Consider the following 15,726-nt stretch of genomic DNA (forward strand, 5'->3'; position numbering starts at 1 on the left):
GCCAGCGTGGGCAGTGCTCGCGCGCCTGCGTCGGTGACGATGACGTCGATGTCCGCATTGCGTGCATAGGTCACGCGGCTGCTCTGGAATGCCCTCCAACTCCGAACTCATCGACCTCGCGGCGCGTCTTGCAGACTGCGCGGCGCAACATTCGCTCGGCTGCTTCCGTACGTCGCTCGACATCGAGATCAAGGCCGACGCGAGTCCGGTGACGCTTGCCGATCGCGGCGCGGAAGCCGCGATGCGCCGTTTGTTGAACGACACGGTGCCCACGCACGGCATCCTTGGCGAAGAGCACGGCCGCGAGCGTCTCGATGCCGACCTCGTGTGGGTGCTCGACCCGATCGACGGAACCAAGAGCTTCATCACCGGCTCGCCGCTGTGGGGCACGCTCATTGCCGCGGTGCATCGCGGGCGCGTCGGGCTCGGCATGATCGACATGCCCGTGCTGCGCGAGCGCTGGCTGGGCCTACCGGGCGAAGGCGCCACCTGCAACGGCAGGAAGGTGCGCACCAGCGGTTGCATCGAACTGGCGCACGCACGGATCATCACGACCTCGCCCGACGCTTTCGATGCGGACGAATGGCTGGCCTACGACGCGCTGAGCCGCCGCTGCGCGATGCGGCGCTTCGGTGGCGATTGCTACGCTTATGCGCAACTCGCGGGCGGCCACGTCGACCTCGTCGCCGAATGCGGGCTGCAACCCTACGACTACATGGCGCTGGTCGGCGTGGTGGAAGGCGCGGGCAGCGTGATCACCGACTGGCAGGGCCGTCCGCTCACCGTCGAATCAGATGGACGCGTGCTGGCGGCGGCAACGGCCGCGCTTCATCGGCAGGCTCTGGAGTTCACCGCACGCTACCGCCCGCAAGCGCGCGTCGCGATGGAATCCAGTAAGCCAGCGCCCCAGCCGCTGCCAGTGCAATCAGCCCTGTGACGGCAATGCCTGCGGACAGCGACAGGCTGGCCGCCAGGAACGACAGCAGCGCCGGACCGCCGGATGAGCCGATATCCGACATCAACCGCCACACGCCCAGGAAGTGCGCGCGCCCGTTTCTTGGCGCGTGGTCGGCGCCCAGCGTCATGATCATTCCGGAACCGATGCCGTTGCCGAACCCGATCGCCAGGGCGGCGATCAGCAGCGTGGTGAACCCTGTGGTCAGCGGCATCAGCAGCATCGCGATGCCCATGATCACCATCGATGGCACGGCCACCCAGCGCCGGCCCTTGTGATCCATGACCTTGCCGGCCGGATAGAACACCAGCATGTCGATGCCGCCGGCCAGCCCGTAGATCAGGGAGGCCACCGCAGGCGCCAGCGCCAGATGCTCGGCCCACAGCGGGATGACGGCCTGACGCGATGCGCGCACCGCGCTGACCAGAACCACCCCGATGCCCACGGTCAGGAACACGCGGTAGTGGTCCTTCATCGTGGAGAAGAGGGTGGCGGACGCGGGCGCGCTCTGTCCGGCAGGAAGGGGCGGGGCTTCCAGATCAGGAATGCGCGCGCCAACGGCCGCCGCGCCCAGCACGCCGACGATCCCGACGACATAGGCCGCCGAAAGACCGAAGGTGTGCACCGCCGCCGCGGCAAGAAAGGGCCCGGCAAACATGCCGATGCGCATCACGCCGCCGAGCGTCGACAGCGCCCGCGCTCGATACATGACGGGAACCGCTTCCGACATGTAGCTCTGGCGCGCCAGGTTGTAGACAGCCTGCGACATCCCCACCATGAGGCAGCCCGCAGCGAACAGGCCCAGATGCGAGGTCCACAGGCACAGGAGCATCCCCAGGCCACTCCAGATGCCGGCGACGACGATCGCCCAGCGCTCGCCCCAACGCATCGTGATCAGCGATGCCGGGATGTTGTTGAGCAGGGAGCCGATGCTGATCAGCCCAACGACCAGCGCCGCCATCGACACTGATGCGCCGAGGTCGCGCGCCGTGAGCGGAACGATGGGAAGGATGGCGCCTTCGCCCACGCCGAAAAGCAAGGAAGGGCCGAAGGCCGGAACGGCGATCTTCCGGAGGGAAAAAGTGGTCGAGGCGGAGGAAGCGGGGGCTGGAGGGGAAGACATGCGCGAAAACAGGATTCGGTCCGGGCCGCAAATACTCAGACCGCCGCCGCGAACGCGAAGTGTGCTTGAAATCCGCCCGGTGCGTGGTCGAACGGCCCGGTGGCGGCTGCGCGCAGGCCGTCGCGTCCCGTCCGTAAAAGTGACGGACCGCCGTTTTTCGGAGCAGTCGGCGTTGCCAGAATCGCGCCTTTTGCTTCGCGACACCCTCCGTGCATGAGGTGGGGCGATCCATCCAGATTCATCTTTCCGTTCGTTCCCCGATGGCTCACACCCATTCCAATGCTTTCGACGTGCTCATCGTCGGAAGCGGCCTCGCCGGCCTGACCGCCGCCCTCCATCTCGCACCCACGCATCGCGTCGCGGTGCTCACCAAGCGGACTGTTCCCGACGGCGCGAGCCAGTGGGCGCAAGGCGGCATCGCTGCGGTGCTCGATGCCGATGACAGCATCGACAGGCACATCGACGACACGCTGGTGGCCGGCGCAGGCCTTTGCGACGTGCCGGCGACGCGCCTCGTGGTCGAAGAGTCACCGGGCTGCATCGCGTGGCTTCGCAAGCTGGGCGTGCCTTTCACGCTCGAAGATGGTGACTTGCACCTGACGCGCGAAGGCGGCCACAGCCATCGGCGCATCGTGCACGCGGCGGATGCGACCGGTGCCGCGGTCCAGCGAACGCTGATCGAGGTCGCGCGGCGCGAGCCCAACATCACCTTCTTCGAGCACCACACGCTGGTCGACCTCATTCCGGCGCGCAGCCTCGGTCATGGCGCACCGGCCTGCGCGGGGCTCTATGCGCTCGACGAAGCAAGCGGCGAGGTGGTGGCGTTCAGCGCGCCCGAAGTCGTGCTCGCCACCGGCGGCGGGGGCCGTGTCTACCTGCACACGACGAACCCCGAGACCGCGACCGGCGACGGCATCGCGGCCGCATGGCGGGCGGGCTGCAGGGTGTCGAACATGGAGTTCATCCAGTTCCATCCGACTTCGCTCTTTCATCCGGAGTCGAACTCCTTCCTCATCAGCGAAGCGGTGCGCGGGGAGGGCGGTGTTCTGCGGCTTCCGCCTTCGGCGGGCGGCGATCGCTTCATGCCGGCGCACGACCCGCGCGCCGAACTCGCGCCGCGCGACGTGGTGGCGCGGGCCATCGATGCGGAGATGAAGAAGCACGGGCTGGACTGCGTGCACCTCGACATCTCGCACCAGAGTCCTGAATTCCTGCGCCATCACTTCCCGAACATCCTCGCGCGCTGCGCGCAGCTTGGGATCGACATCACGCGCGAGCCCATCCCGGTGGTGCCTGCGGCGCACTACACCTGCGGCGGTGTCGTCACCGACCTTCAGGGGCGTACCGACATTGCAGGTCTCTATGCGATTGGCGAGACGGCGTGCACGGGCCTGCATGGCGCCAACCGGCTGGCAAGCAACTCGCTGGTCGAGTGCATGGTGTTCGCGCGGGCTGCGGCCCAAAGCATCGCAACGCACCCCAACGAGGCGACGGCTGAGCCTCTCTCGTGGAAGACCGCATCTGCAATCGCTGCAGATGCCGCAGCGATTGCAGACAGCCTTGGCGACCTGCGTTGCCTGATGTGGAACTTCGTCGGCATCGTGCGTTCCGGTGCGCATCTGGAGCGCGCCTCGAATCGCATCGCCAAGTTGCGACGCGATGTGGATGCGCTCCATGCGAGCGCCAGGATCACGCGCGACCTGCTCGAGCTGCGCAACCTCGTGCAAGTGGCCGACCTGATCGTGCAGTCCGCGCAGGCGCGCCACGAGAGCCGGGGGCTCCACTACCGCATCGACCATCCCTCGCTCGCGCCGACCGCGCAGCCGACGCTTCTCGCGCCTGCGGGCGCCTGACACAGTTTCTGACTTCTGGGACCCACCCCCATGTTCCGAACCCTGCTCAAGTCCAAGATCCACCGCGCCACGGTGACCGACTGCGAACTGCACTACGAAGGCTCATGCGCCATCGATGAAGACCTGCTCGATGCCGCGGGCCTCGCCGACAACGAACAGATCCACATCTGGAACGTGAACAACGGCGAGCGCTTCGTGACCTACGCGATCCGCGCCCAGCGGGGCTCGGGGATCATCTCGGTCAACGGCTCCGCTGCGCGTCGCGCATGCGCGGGCGACCTGCTGATCATTGCGGCCTTCGGGCTGGTCGGCGAGGAGCGCGTCGCCTCGCACAAGCCGAAGCTCGTGTTCGTCGATGCGGCGAATCGCATCAAGGAAGTGCACTCGCAAGTCCCGGTGCAGACCGCCGAGACCGAAGCGCTGACGGTCTGATCGCTCATGTCGATCTCCGAAACCACCGCGCCCTACGGCGCGGCGCGCGGCGCGGCTGTCGCTGCGCCACGCAAGGCCGTGACGCTGTCGCGCCTCGCGGACATGCACGCGAGCGGCGAGAAGATCGCGATGCTCACCGCCTACGACGCCACCTTTGCGGCGGTGGCTGATGCGGCGGGCGTCGATTGCCTGCTGGTCGGCGATTCGCTCGGGATGGTCTGCCAGGGCCTGGACAGCACCGTCGCCGTGTCGATGGAAGCGATGCGCCATCACACAGAAAGCGTCGCGCGGGGCCTTCGTCGCGCGCAAGGCACTGCATGGCTCATCGCGGACCTGCCCTTCGGCAGCTACCAGGAATCACGCGAACAGGCGCTGCGCAGCGCGATCACGCTGATGCAGGCCGGCGCGCAGATGGTGAAGCTCGAAGGCGGTGGGTGGACCATCGATACGGTGCGCTTCATCGTCGAGCGCGGCGTGCCGGTGTGTGCGCACCTTGGGCTCACGCCGCAGACGGTGCATGCGCTGGGCGGCTACAAGGTGCAGGGCAGGGACGATTCCTCCGCGGCGCGCTTGCAGGGTGACGCGCGTGCATTGCAGGATGCCGGCGCGGCGATGCTCGTGCTCGAGATGGTCCCTGCCGCTCTCTCCGCAAGGATCACCGATGAACTCGCGCGCTGCGCCACGATCGGCATCGGTGCCGGCCGGGGCACGGCCGGGCAGGTGCTCGTGATGCATGACATGCTCGGCATCAACCTCGGCAAGCCGGCGAAGTTCGTCCGCAATTTCATGGCCGGCTCGGACGGCATCGAACAGGCCCTGCGGGCCTATGTGCAATCAGTCAAGGACGGCACCTTCCCTGACGACAACCTCCACGCCTGGTAAGGACACCCTCATGCAAATCGCAAGAACCATCCCCGAACTGCGCGAGATCCTGGGCAGCCGGCGTCGCGCCGCGTTCGTGCCGACCATGGGAAACCTTCACGAAGGCCATCTCTCGCTTGTCAGGACGGCTCGCAAGCTCGGCGAGGTGACGGTCGCGAGCATCTTCGTCAACCGGCTGCAGTTCCTGCCGCACGAAGACTTCGACACCTATCCGCGCACCTGGGAGAGCGACTGCGAGAAGCTGCGCGCCGCGGGCTGCGACGTGCTCTTCGCGCCCGATGAAAAGGCCCTCTACCCCGAGCCGCAGACCTGCAAGGTGCATCCGGACCCGGCGCTGGCGGACATTCTCGAAGGCCACTTTCGTCCCGGCTTCTTCGTCGGTGTCTGCACGGTGGTGATGAAGCTCTTCGCCTGCGTGCAGCCGCAGTTCGCGGTGTTCGGCAAGAAGGACTACCAGCAGCTCATGGTGATCCGCCACATGGTGCGCCAGTTCGCCTTGCCGATCGATGTGGTCGGCGTCGAGACGCATCGCGCGGACGACGGCCTCGCGCTGTCGTCGCGCAACGGCTATCTGGGCAAGGATGAACGTGTCGAGGCCACGCAGTTGTCGCTCTTGCTGCAATCCGTCGCTGCGGCGGTGCGCGAAGGCGAGCGCGACTTCGCCACCATCGAGGCACGCGCAAGGACATCGCTCATGGCGCGCGGATGGAAGCCCGACTACGTGGCCATACGCCGCCGCAGCGATCTGAAGGCGCCCGTCGCAGGCGACCCGCTGGTGGTGCTGGCCGCGGCGCGGCTTGGGAGTACGCGACTCATCGACAATCTGGAGTTCGACTGAGCCGCTCGTGGCTCGCTTCACCCCCAAAATGACCATCAGTTTTGATTTCTCACCGGCCAGCGTGGCCGAACTGGCAAGCGCCGACGTGCGCCGAGCCCTCCTGGAAGATGTAGGCAGCGGCGACCTGACGGCCACGCTGGTGCCCGAAGGCAAGCGCGCCGTGGCGCGCGTGATCACCCGCGAGAACACCGTGCTGTGCGGGGCGCCCTGGGTCGAGGCCGTGTTCAGGCAGGTCGATCCGCGCACCCGCATCGTCTGGCAACGCACGGAAGGCCAGCATTGCGAACCCGGCCAGACCGTGTTCACGATCGATGGCGATGCCCGTGCGCTGCTCACTGCCGAACGGACCGCACTCAACTTCCTGCAATTGCTCAGCGCCGTGGCCACACGCACCGCGCAGTACGTCCGGGCCGTGCAAGGCACGCGCGCCAAGATCGTCGACACACGAAAGACGCTGCCGGGGCTTCGCCTGGCACAGAAGTACGCGGTGAGCGTGGGCGGCGGCACCAACCATCGCATTGGCCTCTATGACGCCATCCTCATCAAGGAAAACCACATCGCAGCGGCTGGTGGCATCGCCCCGGCGTTGAAGGCTGCGGCCCAGGCCGCGCCCAATGCGAAGTTCGTCCAGATCGAGGTCGAGACGCTGGAGCAGCTCGACGAGGCCCTGCGCCACGGGGCCCGCATGGTGCTGCTCGACAACATGGATCTGCCCACCCTGCGCGAAGCCGTCCGCCGCAACGACGCTGCCGGCGACGCACGCGCCGTGCTCGAGATTTCCGGCGGCGTCACGCTCGAAGGCCTTCGTGCGTTGGCAGAAACCGGGGTCGACCGCATCTCGGTCGGCGCGCTCACCAAGGACGTGAAGGCGATCGACTTCTCGATGCGCTTCGCGGCGGAGCAAGCATGAGCGCGGTCTTCGAAGTCGAATTCGAGCAGCCCGTCGGCGAGGCATGCAACACGCGCCACGCATGGGCGCGCGTGCCGGCCGAGCCGTCGCGGGCAGAGCGCGATGTTCTCAAGGACCGCATCCGCCGCCTGCTGGTGGAGCGCAATGCCGTCATGGTGTCGCACTACTACGTGCACCCGGACCTGCAGGACCTGGCCGAGGAAACCGGTGGTCTGGTGGGCGACTCGCTGGAGATGGCGCGCTTCGGCCGCGATCATCCCGCGCGCACGCTCGTGGTGTCCGGCGTGCGCTTCATGGGCGAGACCGCCAAGATCCTCTCGCCCGACAAGCGCGTGCTGATGCCCGACCTGGGCGCCGACTGCTCGCTCGACCTGGGCTGCCCGATCGACGAATTCAGCGCCTTCTGCGATGCGCATCCTGACCGCACCGTGCTGGTCTACGCCAACACCAGTGCCGCCGTGAAGGCACGGGCCGACTGGGTGGTCACTTCAAGTTGCGCGTTGGACGTGGTGAGCGCACTCAAGGCCGAGGGCCACAAGATCCTGTGGGCGCCGGACCGCCATCTGGGCGACTACATCCGCCGTGAGACCGGCGCGGACATCGTCAGCTGGCAAGGCGCCTGCATCGTGCATGACGAATTCAAGGCGCTTGAACTCGAGCTGCTGAAAGAGCAGCACCCCGATGCCAAGGTGCTGGTGCATCCCGAGTCGTCTGCCGACGTGATCGCGCTCGCCGACGCGGTGGGGTCCACCTCCGCGATCCTGCAGGCGGCTCAGCGCATGGACGCCAAGACCTTCATCGTGGCCACCGACAACGGCATGCTGCACAAGCTGCGCACGCTCAACCCGGGCAAGACCTTCATCGAGGCGCCGACGGCCGGCAACGGTGCAACCTGCAAGAGCTGCGCGCATTGCCCGTGGATGGCGATGAACGGCCTGGCCAACGTGGCAAATGCGCTGGAGACCGGCGCCGGCGAGATCCAGGTGGATCAGCACCTGGGCGTGCGCGCACGCGTGCCGATCGACCGCATGCTGGCCTTCACTGCCGCGCTGAAGAAGGGCGCGCCCGTCGGAGCCCTGGTAGCCGGTATGGGCGCGGTGTGATCTAGGTCGAATGGAGCAGCTTGCGCAGCCACGCGTCGACCGCCGCGGTGGCCGGAAAGTCGGCGCGACCGAGCAAGCGGTTGATCTCCAGATGGCCGATCAGGCCCGTGCCCCCGGCGGCGTAGACCTCCGCCGGTATGCCGGCCTGCCCGAGCGCCTTCGCCAGGGCCTCGGATTGCGCCTTTCCGTCGGCGCGATCGATGTGGGCGATGAGGAATGCAGGCGAGTCGGGTTTGAAGACCTGCAGGGCAGGCGACAACGCACGCTGGCGTGCGGGCTCCAGTCCAAATGCTTCCATGTAGGTTCCGCGCATGAGGCGGCCCGCCGAGGCAACTTGGCGCGGAATGTCATAGCCCGCGCCGTCCAGCGCGACGACGCCGCGAAGATCCGATAGCGAGAGGCCCGCCGCCGCCAGGTACCTCGGGTCGGTTCCGACCAGGGCCACCAGGTGCGCGCCCGCGCTGTGGCCCATCAGGACGATGCGCGACGGATCGATGCCCAGCCGAGAGGCCTGCCTCCTGAGCCAGGCGACGGATGCGGCCACATCGGCTGCCTGCTGCTCCACGGTTGCATCAGGGATCAGTCGATAGTTGATAGAGGCAAATGCAAACCCCTCACGGGTCAGATGCTCGACCTTCTGCATGCCCGTGGCCGTGCGCTTGTCGCCATGCTTCCATCCGCCGCCGTGGACGAAAACAATGAGCGGCGCCGGCTTGGCAACCCCGGCCGCAGGCCAGAAGTCGAGCTTCTGCAGGACATCGGCTCCGTAGGCGTATTCGATGCGCCCGGCGGTCGGCGCCTCGGGCGCGCCAACTGCGCTGTCGGTCGGCGGATCTTCCTGGGGCTGGGCGGCCAGGACCTGGGTAGAAAGTGATGTCGACAGCAGTGTCGAAGCAATCAGGGTTCGTGCAATTCGATGCTTCATCACGATGCTCCCGGCGCCCTGGCCATTTCCCGATAGAGCGGCGGAACCGCCAGCGCAAGCAGCAACGCCGCGAACGGCACCACGCACACGTAGCCGACGTACTTGAACCCCATCGCACCCACCGCGCCGCCGATCACGAACATGGCGATCAGCCCGCCGGCATTGCGAAGTCGCGACCGGTCGTGACGCACGGGGCGGGTGCTTTCCGACCGACGACGGTTCCAGTAGAGCAACTTGCCGAGCTCCATGCCGAAGTCGGTGATGTTGCCGGTCATGTGCGTCGTGCGGATGCTTCCGCCCGAAGTCTTGGAGACCACTGCGTTCTGAAGCCCCATCACGAACGACAGGAGAAGCACCGTGATCGGCAGCGCGAACGGCGTCATCCAGCTGAGCGTGCTGGCGCTTCCAAGCACCCCGAACGGCAGCAGCAGAAGCGCCTCCAGCAACAAGGGCGGTGCGTAGACCGTGCGCAGCCGGTGCTGCCGCGCCCAATTGACCAGCACCGCTGTGACCGCCGCGCCAGCGACGAAGGCCAGGATCGCACCGGCGGCGTTCAGTACCAGCCGGGCGTTGCCCAGCACGAGCCCGTCCGCGAACTGGGAAGCGAATCCCGTCATGTGCGAGGTGTACTGGTGCAGCACCAGGAATCCACCGGCGTTGATGGCCCCCGCATTGAAGGCAAGGATGAGGCCCATCGCGCGATTGGTCGACGGCGCGCGGTGGCGGTGGGTCAGCAGGTGGATTCGACGCATCGGTTTGTAACGAGAACGTCTGCGGAGTATGAGCCCGTAAGCGTCGGATAGGTGCTTTCACTAACTGTCAACGTAATTGTCAACAATGATGTTGACCTCAATTTCGACAGGACCTAAAGTCCACCTCACCACCCGCAAGGAGACAAACCGATGCAACCCACCATGACGGCCGGCGCGACGGCGACCGCCGCAGCACCCGACACCGCCCTCCAGCCCTCGAAGGTCCGCTGGAAGATCTTCCTGATGATGTTGTTCCTCATCTCGATCAACTACATCGACCGCGCCTCGCTCTCCGTGGCCATGCCGCTGATCGCGAAGGAATTCGACATCGGCCCCGCCGTGCAGGGCCTTCTGCTCAGTTCCTTCTTTTGGACCTACGCGCTCATGCAGATCCCGGGCGGCATGCTGGCCGACCGCTTCGGCCCGCGCGTGGTGATCGCCGGCGCAACGCTCGGCTGGGGCTTCTTCCAGGCCATTGCTGCCGCCTGCACCGGCTGGATTCCGCTGCTGCTCACCCGCCTCGGATTGGGCGCGGCCGAGGCGCCGATCTATCCGGCGGGCGGCAAGCTCAACGGCATCTGGATGACCCAGAACGAACGCGGCCGCGGCGCGACCCTGCTCGACGGCGGTGCGCCGCTCGGGGCCGCATTGGGCGCGATCCTGATCTCGGGCCTGATCGCGATGCTCGGCTCTTGGCGTCTCGCCTTCGTCATCGCGGGCGTCGGCACGGTTCTCGCTGGTCTTTTCGCTTGGAGCTACATCCGCAACCATCCCCGCGAACATCCCGGCGTGAACGACGCCGAGGCGAAGTACATCGAGGCCAGCCACGCAGCGGACGCCGCCAGCGAGCCGCAAGGCGCCAGCGGCCGCCTGCTCGACTTCCTGCGCTTCCGCTCGGTCTGGGGCATGTTCTTCGGCTGGATGTGCTTCAACGCACTGTTCTACGGCCTGCTCACCTGGATGCCCAACTACCTCTCCAAGGTCCATGGCTTCGACATCAAGCAGATGGGCGGCGCCGTGTTCATCATGTTCTTCTCCGGCTTCGTCGGCGAAATGTTCGGCGGCTGGCTGGCCGACAAGTGGAAGGCCGCCGGCGCATCGAACTCGAAGGTCCTGCGCACGCTCTTCGGCATCGCCTCGGTGATCGCGACCGTCGCGATCTACACGGTCTCGCAGATCACCAGCCCCGTCGCCGTGGTGGTGCTGCTGTCCGTCACGTTGTTCTTCCTGCGCTGGTGCGGCCTCTTCTGGTGCGTGCCTTCGATCCTCGGTCGCAGGCAGCACGTCGGCTTCCTCGGTGGCACCATGAACCTCGGCGGCAATGTCGCGGGCATCGGCGTGCCGATCGTGGTCGGCCTGATCGTGCAGGCCACCGGTTCCTACTTCCTGGCGCTGATGCTCTTCGCAGCGGCCGGCGCCGGTCTCTTCGTCTGCTCCACGCTGCTCATCGACTACAGCAAGAAGCTTCCCGTCTAGTCCACTTTTCGAGATCCGCGAAATGTCCCAGCAAAAACGCATCGGCGTGTTGACGCCTTCCTCCAACACGGCGCTCGAGCCGTTGACCAGCGCGATGGTCGCCGGCGTGCCGGGCGTCACTGCGCACTTTTCGCGGTTCCGCGTGACCGAGATCTCGATGGGCGACAAGTCGCAGAACCAGTTCGACGAGCGCACCATCCTCGACGCAGCCAAGCTGCTGGCCGATGCGAACGTCGACGTCATCTGCTGGAGCGGCACTTCCGCGAGCTGGCTCGGCTTCGAGCGCGACCGTGCGCTGTGCGCACGCATCACCGAAGCCACCGGCATTCCGGCGACCACGTCGGTGCTGGCGCTCAATGACCTGCTGGCCGCGCAGGGCGCACGCACGCTGGGGCTGGTGTCGCCCTACGTGGAAGACGTGCAGCGGCGCATCGTCGCCAACTATGCGGCGCTCGACATCGAATGCGTGGCCGAACGCCATCTCGACCTGACGGTGAACTTCTCGTTTGCCGAAGTCGATGCGGACACCTTGCGCAAGATGATCCGCGAGGTCGCGCAGCACAAGCCCGACGCCATCACCGTGATGTGCACCAACCTGCACGGCGCACCGCTCGTCGATGAACTGGAGCGCGAACTCGGCATTCCGATCTACGACTCGGTGGCCACCGTGGTGTGGAAGGCCCTGAAGATCACCGGTGTCGACACCGGGATCGTCAAGGGCTGGGGAGGGCTCTTCGCATGAGCGCCGACACCTTCGACTTCGTTGTGCGCAATGCACGCGTCGCCACCGCCAGCGACACCTTCGACGCCGACATCGGCATCACTGGAGGCCGCATCGTGCAGCTCGGCATGGGCCTGCCGAAAGGCCGCCGCGAGATCGACGCGGCCGGCGCATTCGTCACGCCGGGTGGCGTCGATGCGCACTGCCACCTCGACCAGCCGATGGAAGCGCCGGTCCGCATGGCCGACGATTTCGACACCGGCACACGCGCTGCCGCCTGCGGCGGCACGACCACGGTGATCCCCTTCGCCGCGCAGCAGAAGGGCCAGTCCCTGCGGGCCGCGGTGCGCGACTACCACCAGCGCGCCGAAGGCCGCGCGCATGTCGACCATGCCTTTCACCTGATCGTCAGCGACCCGACGGAGGATGTGCTCAAGAACGAGCTGCCGCAGTTGATTGCCGAGGGCTACACGTCGTTCAAGATCTACATGACCTACGACGACCTGAAGCTCAACGATGGCCAGATCCTGGATGTGCTCGCGGTTGCGCGCGAGCATGACGCGATGGCGATGATTCACGCCGAGAACGCAGACTGCATCGAGTGGCTGACGCGTCGCCTCGAAGCCAGCGGACGCACCGCACCGCGATTCCATGCGCACGCACGCCCGATGCTCGTCGAGCGCGAGGCCACGCATCGCGCCATCGCGCTGTCGGAGCTGGTCGACGTGCCGATCATGATCGTGCACGTCTCCGGCAAGGAAGCCGTCGAGCAGATCCGCTGGGCGCGTTCGCATGGCCTGCACGTGTTCGCCGAAACCTGCCCGCAATACCTCTTCCTCACGGCCGAAGACCTCGGCATCGACGACAGCTACGGCGGCGCACGTTGCGTGTGCAGCCCGCCGCCGCGCAACAAGGACAACCAGCAGGTGATCTGGAACGGGCTGGCAGATGGCCTGTTCACGATCTTCTCGTCGGACCATGCGCCGTTCCGCTACGACGCGCCCGAAGGCAAGAAGCCGGGCGGCGAGGAAGTCGCGTTTCGCCACATTCCCAACGGCATTCCCGGCATCGAGACGCGTCTTCCGCTGCTGTTCTCGCATGGGGTGCTCGACGGGCGCATCACGATCAACCGCTTCGTCGAACTCACTTCGACCAATCCCGCGAAGGCCTACGGCCTGCATCCGCGCAAGGGGACGATTGCGATCGGCGCCGATGCCGACCTCGTGATCTGGAGCGCGACGCCGAGGCAGGTGCGCAATGCCGACCTGCACCATGCGGTCGACTACACGCCCTACGAAGGCATCGAAGTGAAAGCATGGCCCGCGGTCACGCTCGCGCGCGGCGAAGTCGTGTGGGACGGCAGCACATTCCATCCCCGCGCCGGGCGCGGGCAGTTCCTGCGCCGCGGCCGGCCTTCACTGCTGCCCGCACCGCAACAGCGAGGCACGCCATGAAGATCCTGCTCATCAATCCGAACACCTCCCAGAGCGTCTCCGATCTCATCGAGGCCGAAGCGCGCCGCGCCGCCGCGCCGGACACGCAGATCAGCGTGCTCACCGCGCCCTTCGGCGTGGCCTACATCGAGACGCGCTTCGAGTCGTTGATCGGTGCCTACGCTGCCGCCACGCTCGCCGCCGAGCATTGCGACCAGCACGACGCGATCGTGGTCGCGGCCTTCGGCGACCCGGGCATCGACGGCCTGCGCGAAGTGCTGGACATCCCCGTCGTGGGCCTCACCGAAGCCGCGCTGATGAGCGCCTGCCTGCTGGGCAAGCGCTTCTCGATCATCGCGATCTCGCACCGCATCACCGCGTGGTACCGCGAATGCGTGGCCGCCAACGGCCTGAGCGACAGGCTTGCGAGCATCCGCAACCTGGACAACCCGCTGAAGGACATCGGCCGCGTGCAGGAAGACCACACCGCGCGCCTCGAAGCGCTGTGCCTCTCGGCCGTGCAGGACGATGGCGCCGACGTGATCATCATCGCGGGCGCGCCGCTCGCGGGGCTGGCAAGGTCCATCCGGGACCGCATCCCCGTGCCGGTGGTCGACGGCGTGTCGAGCGCCGTGTGCCATGCGCAGACGCTGGTGTCATTGGGCACGCTGCCGGCGCGGCAAGGCAGCTTCGCGCCGCCGCCGAACAAGCCGAACCAGGGCCTGCCAGAGGGCATCGCGCGCCTGCTGGCCCGCGACCGCACTTCGCGATAAGGCCTTGTGGCGACGGCGCGCATGCCGCGTGCGTCGTCGCTAAGATCCGACCGCAATGCCAAAGAAATCAAGTTCAACCCCAGAGACAACAACGGCCAGCCCGGGCCGTGAACAGGGCGTCGATGCCATCGCCGAGAAGATCTCGACGGCCATCCTCGAACACCGGCTGGCGCCGGGCACCAAGCTCGGCGAAGACCGGCTCGCCACGATCTTCAACACCAACCGCGCCAAGATTCGCGAGGTGCTCACGCGCCTCGCGCACGAACAGATCGTCGAACTGGTGCCGCAGCGCGGCGCGCACGTCGCGAAGCCAACCATCGAACAGGCGCGTGACGTCTTCGAGGCCCGCCGCTTGATCGAACCCGGCGTTCTGCGCCGGCTGATCGGCACGATCGACGACTTCAAGATGCAGCGCCTGCGCAGGCACCTCGAGCTCGAGGCCGATGCACGCCAGCGCAACGACGCACGCGCCGTGGTGCGGCTGTCGGGCGAATTCCATCTGCTGCTGGCCGAGTTGGCAGGCAACTCGGCGCTCGCGCGCACCATGCGCGAGCTGTCGACGCTGACCTGCCTCATCATCTCGCTCTACGACGCACCGACGGCCACCAGCTGCCGCGCCGACGAGCACGAAGAGATCGTCGAAGCCATCAAGCGCAAGGATGCGCGCAAGGCCGAGGCGCTGATGCTGCATCACCTGGAGCACATCGAGGAGAGCCTCAAGCTGGATGCGGGCAGCGACGAAGCCGATCTTGAGAGCATCCTGGGCGAGTAGGCCTGTTCGTTGCAGATGCCCGTCTGAGTGGGCCTGACCTTCAGAGGAAATACTGATGAGCGCAACGAAATTCCGAATGGGGCGACTGGACCACGTGCACATTCGTGTGCCCAACCGTGCAGAGGCGGCACGGTGGTACGCCGAGCATCTCGGCTTCGAGCCTGTGGAGAGGTTCGACTTCTGGGCCAATGGTTTCGAGGGCGGCCCGCTCCAGATGTCGGCCGATGGTGGTCGGACGATGCTTGCGCTATTCGAGGCGAGCGAAGGGCACCCAATGGTTCGGCAAACACTCGGCGTTGCCTTCAGCTTGGACGCCGACGGCTTCATCGCCTTCGCCCGCTCCCTCCCCTGCGGGATTGCCAGCCCATCGGGTCAGCCGCTCGCTGTAGATGACGTCGTCGATTTCGACTTGTGCTGGGCCTTCAACCTGGTTGACCCATGGGGCAATCAGTACGAACTCAACTGCTACGAGTACGACCGCATCAAGACGGAACTCATCGACGCCGATGGCGTCGAGCCGGAGCGGTATTGGCCGCGCGAGCAGTACAGGGACTTTCGAAACAGCTGACGCGTTCGAGTCCTTGCGCGTTCAGATGCCGTCAAGCACCGGAGCATGGCAGGCGACGCAGAGCTTGTTCCCGTCCGGGTCGCGAAAGTAGGCGCCGTAATAGTCGTCGTGGTACTGCGGGCGAAGCCCTGGAGGGCCTTCGCAGGTGCCGCCGTTCTCCAAGGCCGCTTGGTATGCCGCCCGGACCGACGCCCTGGTGGCTGCGGAAAA

The 15,726-nt window shown here is 66.6% G+C and carries 16 protein-coding genes and 1 pseudogene; 13 read left to right on the forward strand and 4 right to left on the reverse strand.

Annotated elements, in window-relative coordinates; genetic code table 11:
* The first annotated feature begins 88 nt into the window (after positions 1–88).
* Positions 89–937: a histidinol-phosphatase gene (hisN, locus tag FHW64_RS26330; protein WP_184531196.1), complete on the forward strand. Its 849-nt coding sequence runs from the start codon at positions 89–91 to the stop codon at positions 935–937.
* On the opposite strand, the gene FHW64_RS26335 is transcribed toward hisN, so the two are convergent.
* Entirely contained in the window at positions 849–2,078 is a 1,230-nt protein-coding gene (locus FHW64_RS26335; RefSeq protein WP_184531197.1) for an MFS transporter, read from the reverse strand. The two genes, hisN and FHW64_RS26335, sit on opposite strands and share 89 nt — an antisense overlap.
* A 260-nt stretch (positions 2,079–2,338) precedes the next feature.
* Here FHW64_RS26335 and nadB point away from each other — a divergent pair, with 260 nt between their 5' ends.
* The 6 genes from nadB to nadA are packed head-to-tail and all read left to right on the forward strand — an operon-like array spanning position 2,339 to position 8,096.
* Positions 2,339–3,931, forward strand: a complete 1,593-nt coding sequence (nadB, locus tag FHW64_RS26340) for an L-aspartate oxidase (protein ID WP_184531198.1) — start codon at positions 2,339–2,341, stop codon at positions 3,929–3,931.
* A 30-nt stretch (positions 3,932–3,961) separates the two neighbouring features.
* A complete protein-coding gene (gene panD / locus FHW64_RS26345) occupies positions 3,962–4,363 on the forward strand; it encodes an aspartate 1-decarboxylase (RefSeq protein WP_184531199.1) in 402 nt (133 codons plus the stop codon).
* Positions 4,364–4,369: 6 nt separating this feature from the next.
* Positions 4,370–5,245 (forward strand): 3-methyl-2-oxobutanoate hydroxymethyltransferase, encoded by an 876-nt coding sequence (gene panB / locus FHW64_RS26350; RefSeq protein WP_184531200.1) that lies wholly within the window; start codon positions 4,370–4,372, stop codon positions 5,243–5,245.
* 10 nt (positions 5,246–5,255) lie between these two features.
* A complete protein-coding gene (gene panC, locus FHW64_RS26355; protein WP_184531201.1) occupies positions 5,256–6,083 on the forward strand; it encodes a pantoate--beta-alanine ligase in 828 nt (275 codons plus the stop codon).
* A 28-nt stretch (positions 6,084–6,111) separates the two neighbouring features.
* A complete protein-coding gene (gene nadC / locus FHW64_RS26360) occupies positions 6,112–6,993 on the forward strand; it encodes a carboxylating nicotinate-nucleotide diphosphorylase (RefSeq protein ID WP_184531202.1) in 882 nt (293 codons plus the stop codon).
* Entirely contained in the window at positions 6,990–8,096 is a 1,107-nt protein-coding gene (gene nadA / locus FHW64_RS26365) for a quinolinate synthase NadA (RefSeq protein WP_184531203.1), read from the forward strand. Before nadC ends, nadA begins: the two co-directional genes overlap by 4 nt.
* Before the next feature lies 1 nt (position 8,097).
* On the opposite strand, the gene FHW64_RS26370 is transcribed toward nadA, so the two are convergent.
* Both FHW64_RS26370 and FHW64_RS26375 read right to left on the reverse strand, forming a co-directional pair.
* Complete coding sequence (locus FHW64_RS26370) at positions 8,098–9,021, reverse strand: alpha/beta hydrolase (RefSeq protein WP_184531204.1); 924 nt, start codon at positions 9,019–9,021, stop codon at positions 8,098–8,100.
* Positions 9,021–9,773 carry a YoaK family protein gene (locus tag FHW64_RS26375; protein ID WP_184531205.1) on the reverse strand — a complete coding sequence of 251 codons (753 nt, stop codon included), beginning with the start codon at positions 9,771–9,773 and terminating at the stop codon, positions 9,021–9,023. Before FHW64_RS26375 ends, FHW64_RS26370 begins: the two co-directional genes overlap by 1 nt.
* Before the next feature lie 162 nt (positions 9,774–9,935).
* Here FHW64_RS26375 and FHW64_RS26380 point away from each other — a divergent pair, with 162 nt between their 5' ends.
* The 6 genes from FHW64_RS26380 to FHW64_RS26405 all read left to right on the forward strand — a co-directional run bounded on the left by FHW64_RS26380 (position 9,936) and on the right by FHW64_RS26405 (position 15,516).
* A complete protein-coding gene (locus FHW64_RS26380; RefSeq protein WP_184531499.1) occupies positions 9,936–11,249 on the forward strand; it encodes an MFS transporter in 1,314 nt (437 codons plus the stop codon).
* A gap of 22 nt (positions 11,250–11,271) precedes the next feature.
* Positions 11,272–11,991: an aspartate/glutamate racemase family protein gene (locus tag FHW64_RS26385; RefSeq protein ID WP_184531206.1), complete on the forward strand. Its 720-nt coding sequence runs from the start codon at positions 11,272–11,274 to the stop codon at positions 11,989–11,991.
* Entirely contained in the window at positions 11,988–13,424 is a 1,437-nt protein-coding gene (gene hydA, locus FHW64_RS26390) for a dihydropyrimidinase (RefSeq protein ID WP_184531207.1), read from the forward strand. The genes FHW64_RS26385 and hydA overlap by 4 nt, the downstream gene beginning before the upstream one ends.
* Positions 13,421–14,176, forward strand: coding sequence for an aspartate/glutamate racemase family protein (locus FHW64_RS26395; protein ID WP_184531208.1), 756 nt, complete (start codon positions 13,421–13,423; stop codon positions 14,174–14,176). The genes hydA and FHW64_RS26395 overlap by 4 nt, the downstream gene beginning before the upstream one ends.
* A 55-nt stretch (positions 14,177–14,231) precedes the next feature.
* The gene (locus tag FHW64_RS26400) at positions 14,232–14,948 is read left to right on the forward strand and encodes a GntR family transcriptional regulator (protein ID WP_184531209.1); all 717 of its coding nucleotides are present in this window, start codon (positions 14,232–14,234) and stop codon (positions 14,946–14,948) included.
* Positions 14,949–15,024: 76 nt separating this feature from the next.
* Positions 15,025–15,516, forward strand: a complete 492-nt coding sequence (locus FHW64_RS26405; RefSeq protein ID WP_184531210.1) for a VOC family protein — start codon at positions 15,025–15,027, stop codon at positions 15,514–15,516.
* A 21-nt stretch (positions 15,517–15,537) separates the two neighbouring features.
* Here the strand turns inward: FHW64_RS26405 and FHW64_RS26410 are convergent.
* Positions 15,538–15,726, reverse strand: a pseudogene (locus FHW64_RS26410) (VOC family protein); the annotation flags it as partial.

The organism is Variovorax sp. Sphag1AA, from assembly GCF_014192575.1.
In the GTDB taxonomy this organism is placed as follows: Bacteria; Pseudomonadota; Gammaproteobacteria; order Burkholderiales; family Burkholderiaceae_C; genus Variovorax.

Coding starts and splice junctions, on each gene's coding strand:
- hisN (WP_184531196.1), top strand. CDS start 89: ATGCCCTCCAACTCCGAACTCATCGACCTCGCGGCGCGTCTTGCAGAC.
- FHW64_RS26335 (WP_184531197.1), bottom strand. CDS start 2,078: ATGTCTTCCCCTCCAGCCCCCGCTTCCTCCGCCTCGACCACTTTTTCC.
- nadB (WP_184531198.1), top strand. CDS start 2,339: ATGGCTCACACCCATTCCAATGCTTTCGACGTGCTCATCGTCGGAAGC.
- panD (WP_184531199.1), top strand. CDS start 3,962: ATGTTCCGAACCCTGCTCAAGTCCAAGATCCACCGCGCCACGGTGACC.
- panB (WP_184531200.1), top strand. CDS start 4,370: ATGTCGATCTCCGAAACCACCGCGCCCTACGGCGCGGCGCGCGGCGCG.
- panC (WP_184531201.1), top strand. CDS start 5,256: ATGCAAATCGCAAGAACCATCCCCGAACTGCGCGAGATCCTGGGCAGC.
- nadC (WP_184531202.1), top strand. CDS start 6,112: ATGACCATCAGTTTTGATTTCTCACCGGCCAGCGTGGCCGAACTGGCA.
- nadA (WP_184531203.1), top strand. CDS start 6,990: ATGAGCGCGGTCTTCGAAGTCGAATTCGAGCAGCCCGTCGGCGAGGCA.
- FHW64_RS26370 (WP_184531204.1), bottom strand. CDS start 9,021: ATGAAGCATCGAATTGCACGAACCCTGATTGCTTCGACACTGCTGTCG.
- FHW64_RS26375 (WP_184531205.1), bottom strand. CDS start 9,773: ATGCGTCGAATCCACCTGCTGACCCACCGCCACCGCGCGCCGTCGACC.
- FHW64_RS26380 (WP_184531499.1), top strand. CDS start 9,936: ATGACGGCCGGCGCGACGGCGACCGCCGCAGCACCCGACACCGCCCTC.
- FHW64_RS26385 (WP_184531206.1), top strand. CDS start 11,272: ATGTCCCAGCAAAAACGCATCGGCGTGTTGACGCCTTCCTCCAACACG.
- hydA (WP_184531207.1), top strand. CDS start 11,988: ATGAGCGCCGACACCTTCGACTTCGTTGTGCGCAATGCACGCGTCGCC.
- FHW64_RS26395 (WP_184531208.1), top strand. CDS start 13,421: ATGAAGATCCTGCTCATCAATCCGAACACCTCCCAGAGCGTCTCCGAT.
- FHW64_RS26400 (WP_184531209.1), top strand. CDS start 14,232: ATGCCAAAGAAATCAAGTTCAACCCCAGAGACAACAACGGCCAGCCCG.
- FHW64_RS26405 (WP_184531210.1), top strand. CDS start 15,025: ATGGGGCGACTGGACCACGTGCACATTCGTGTGCCCAACCGTGCAGAG.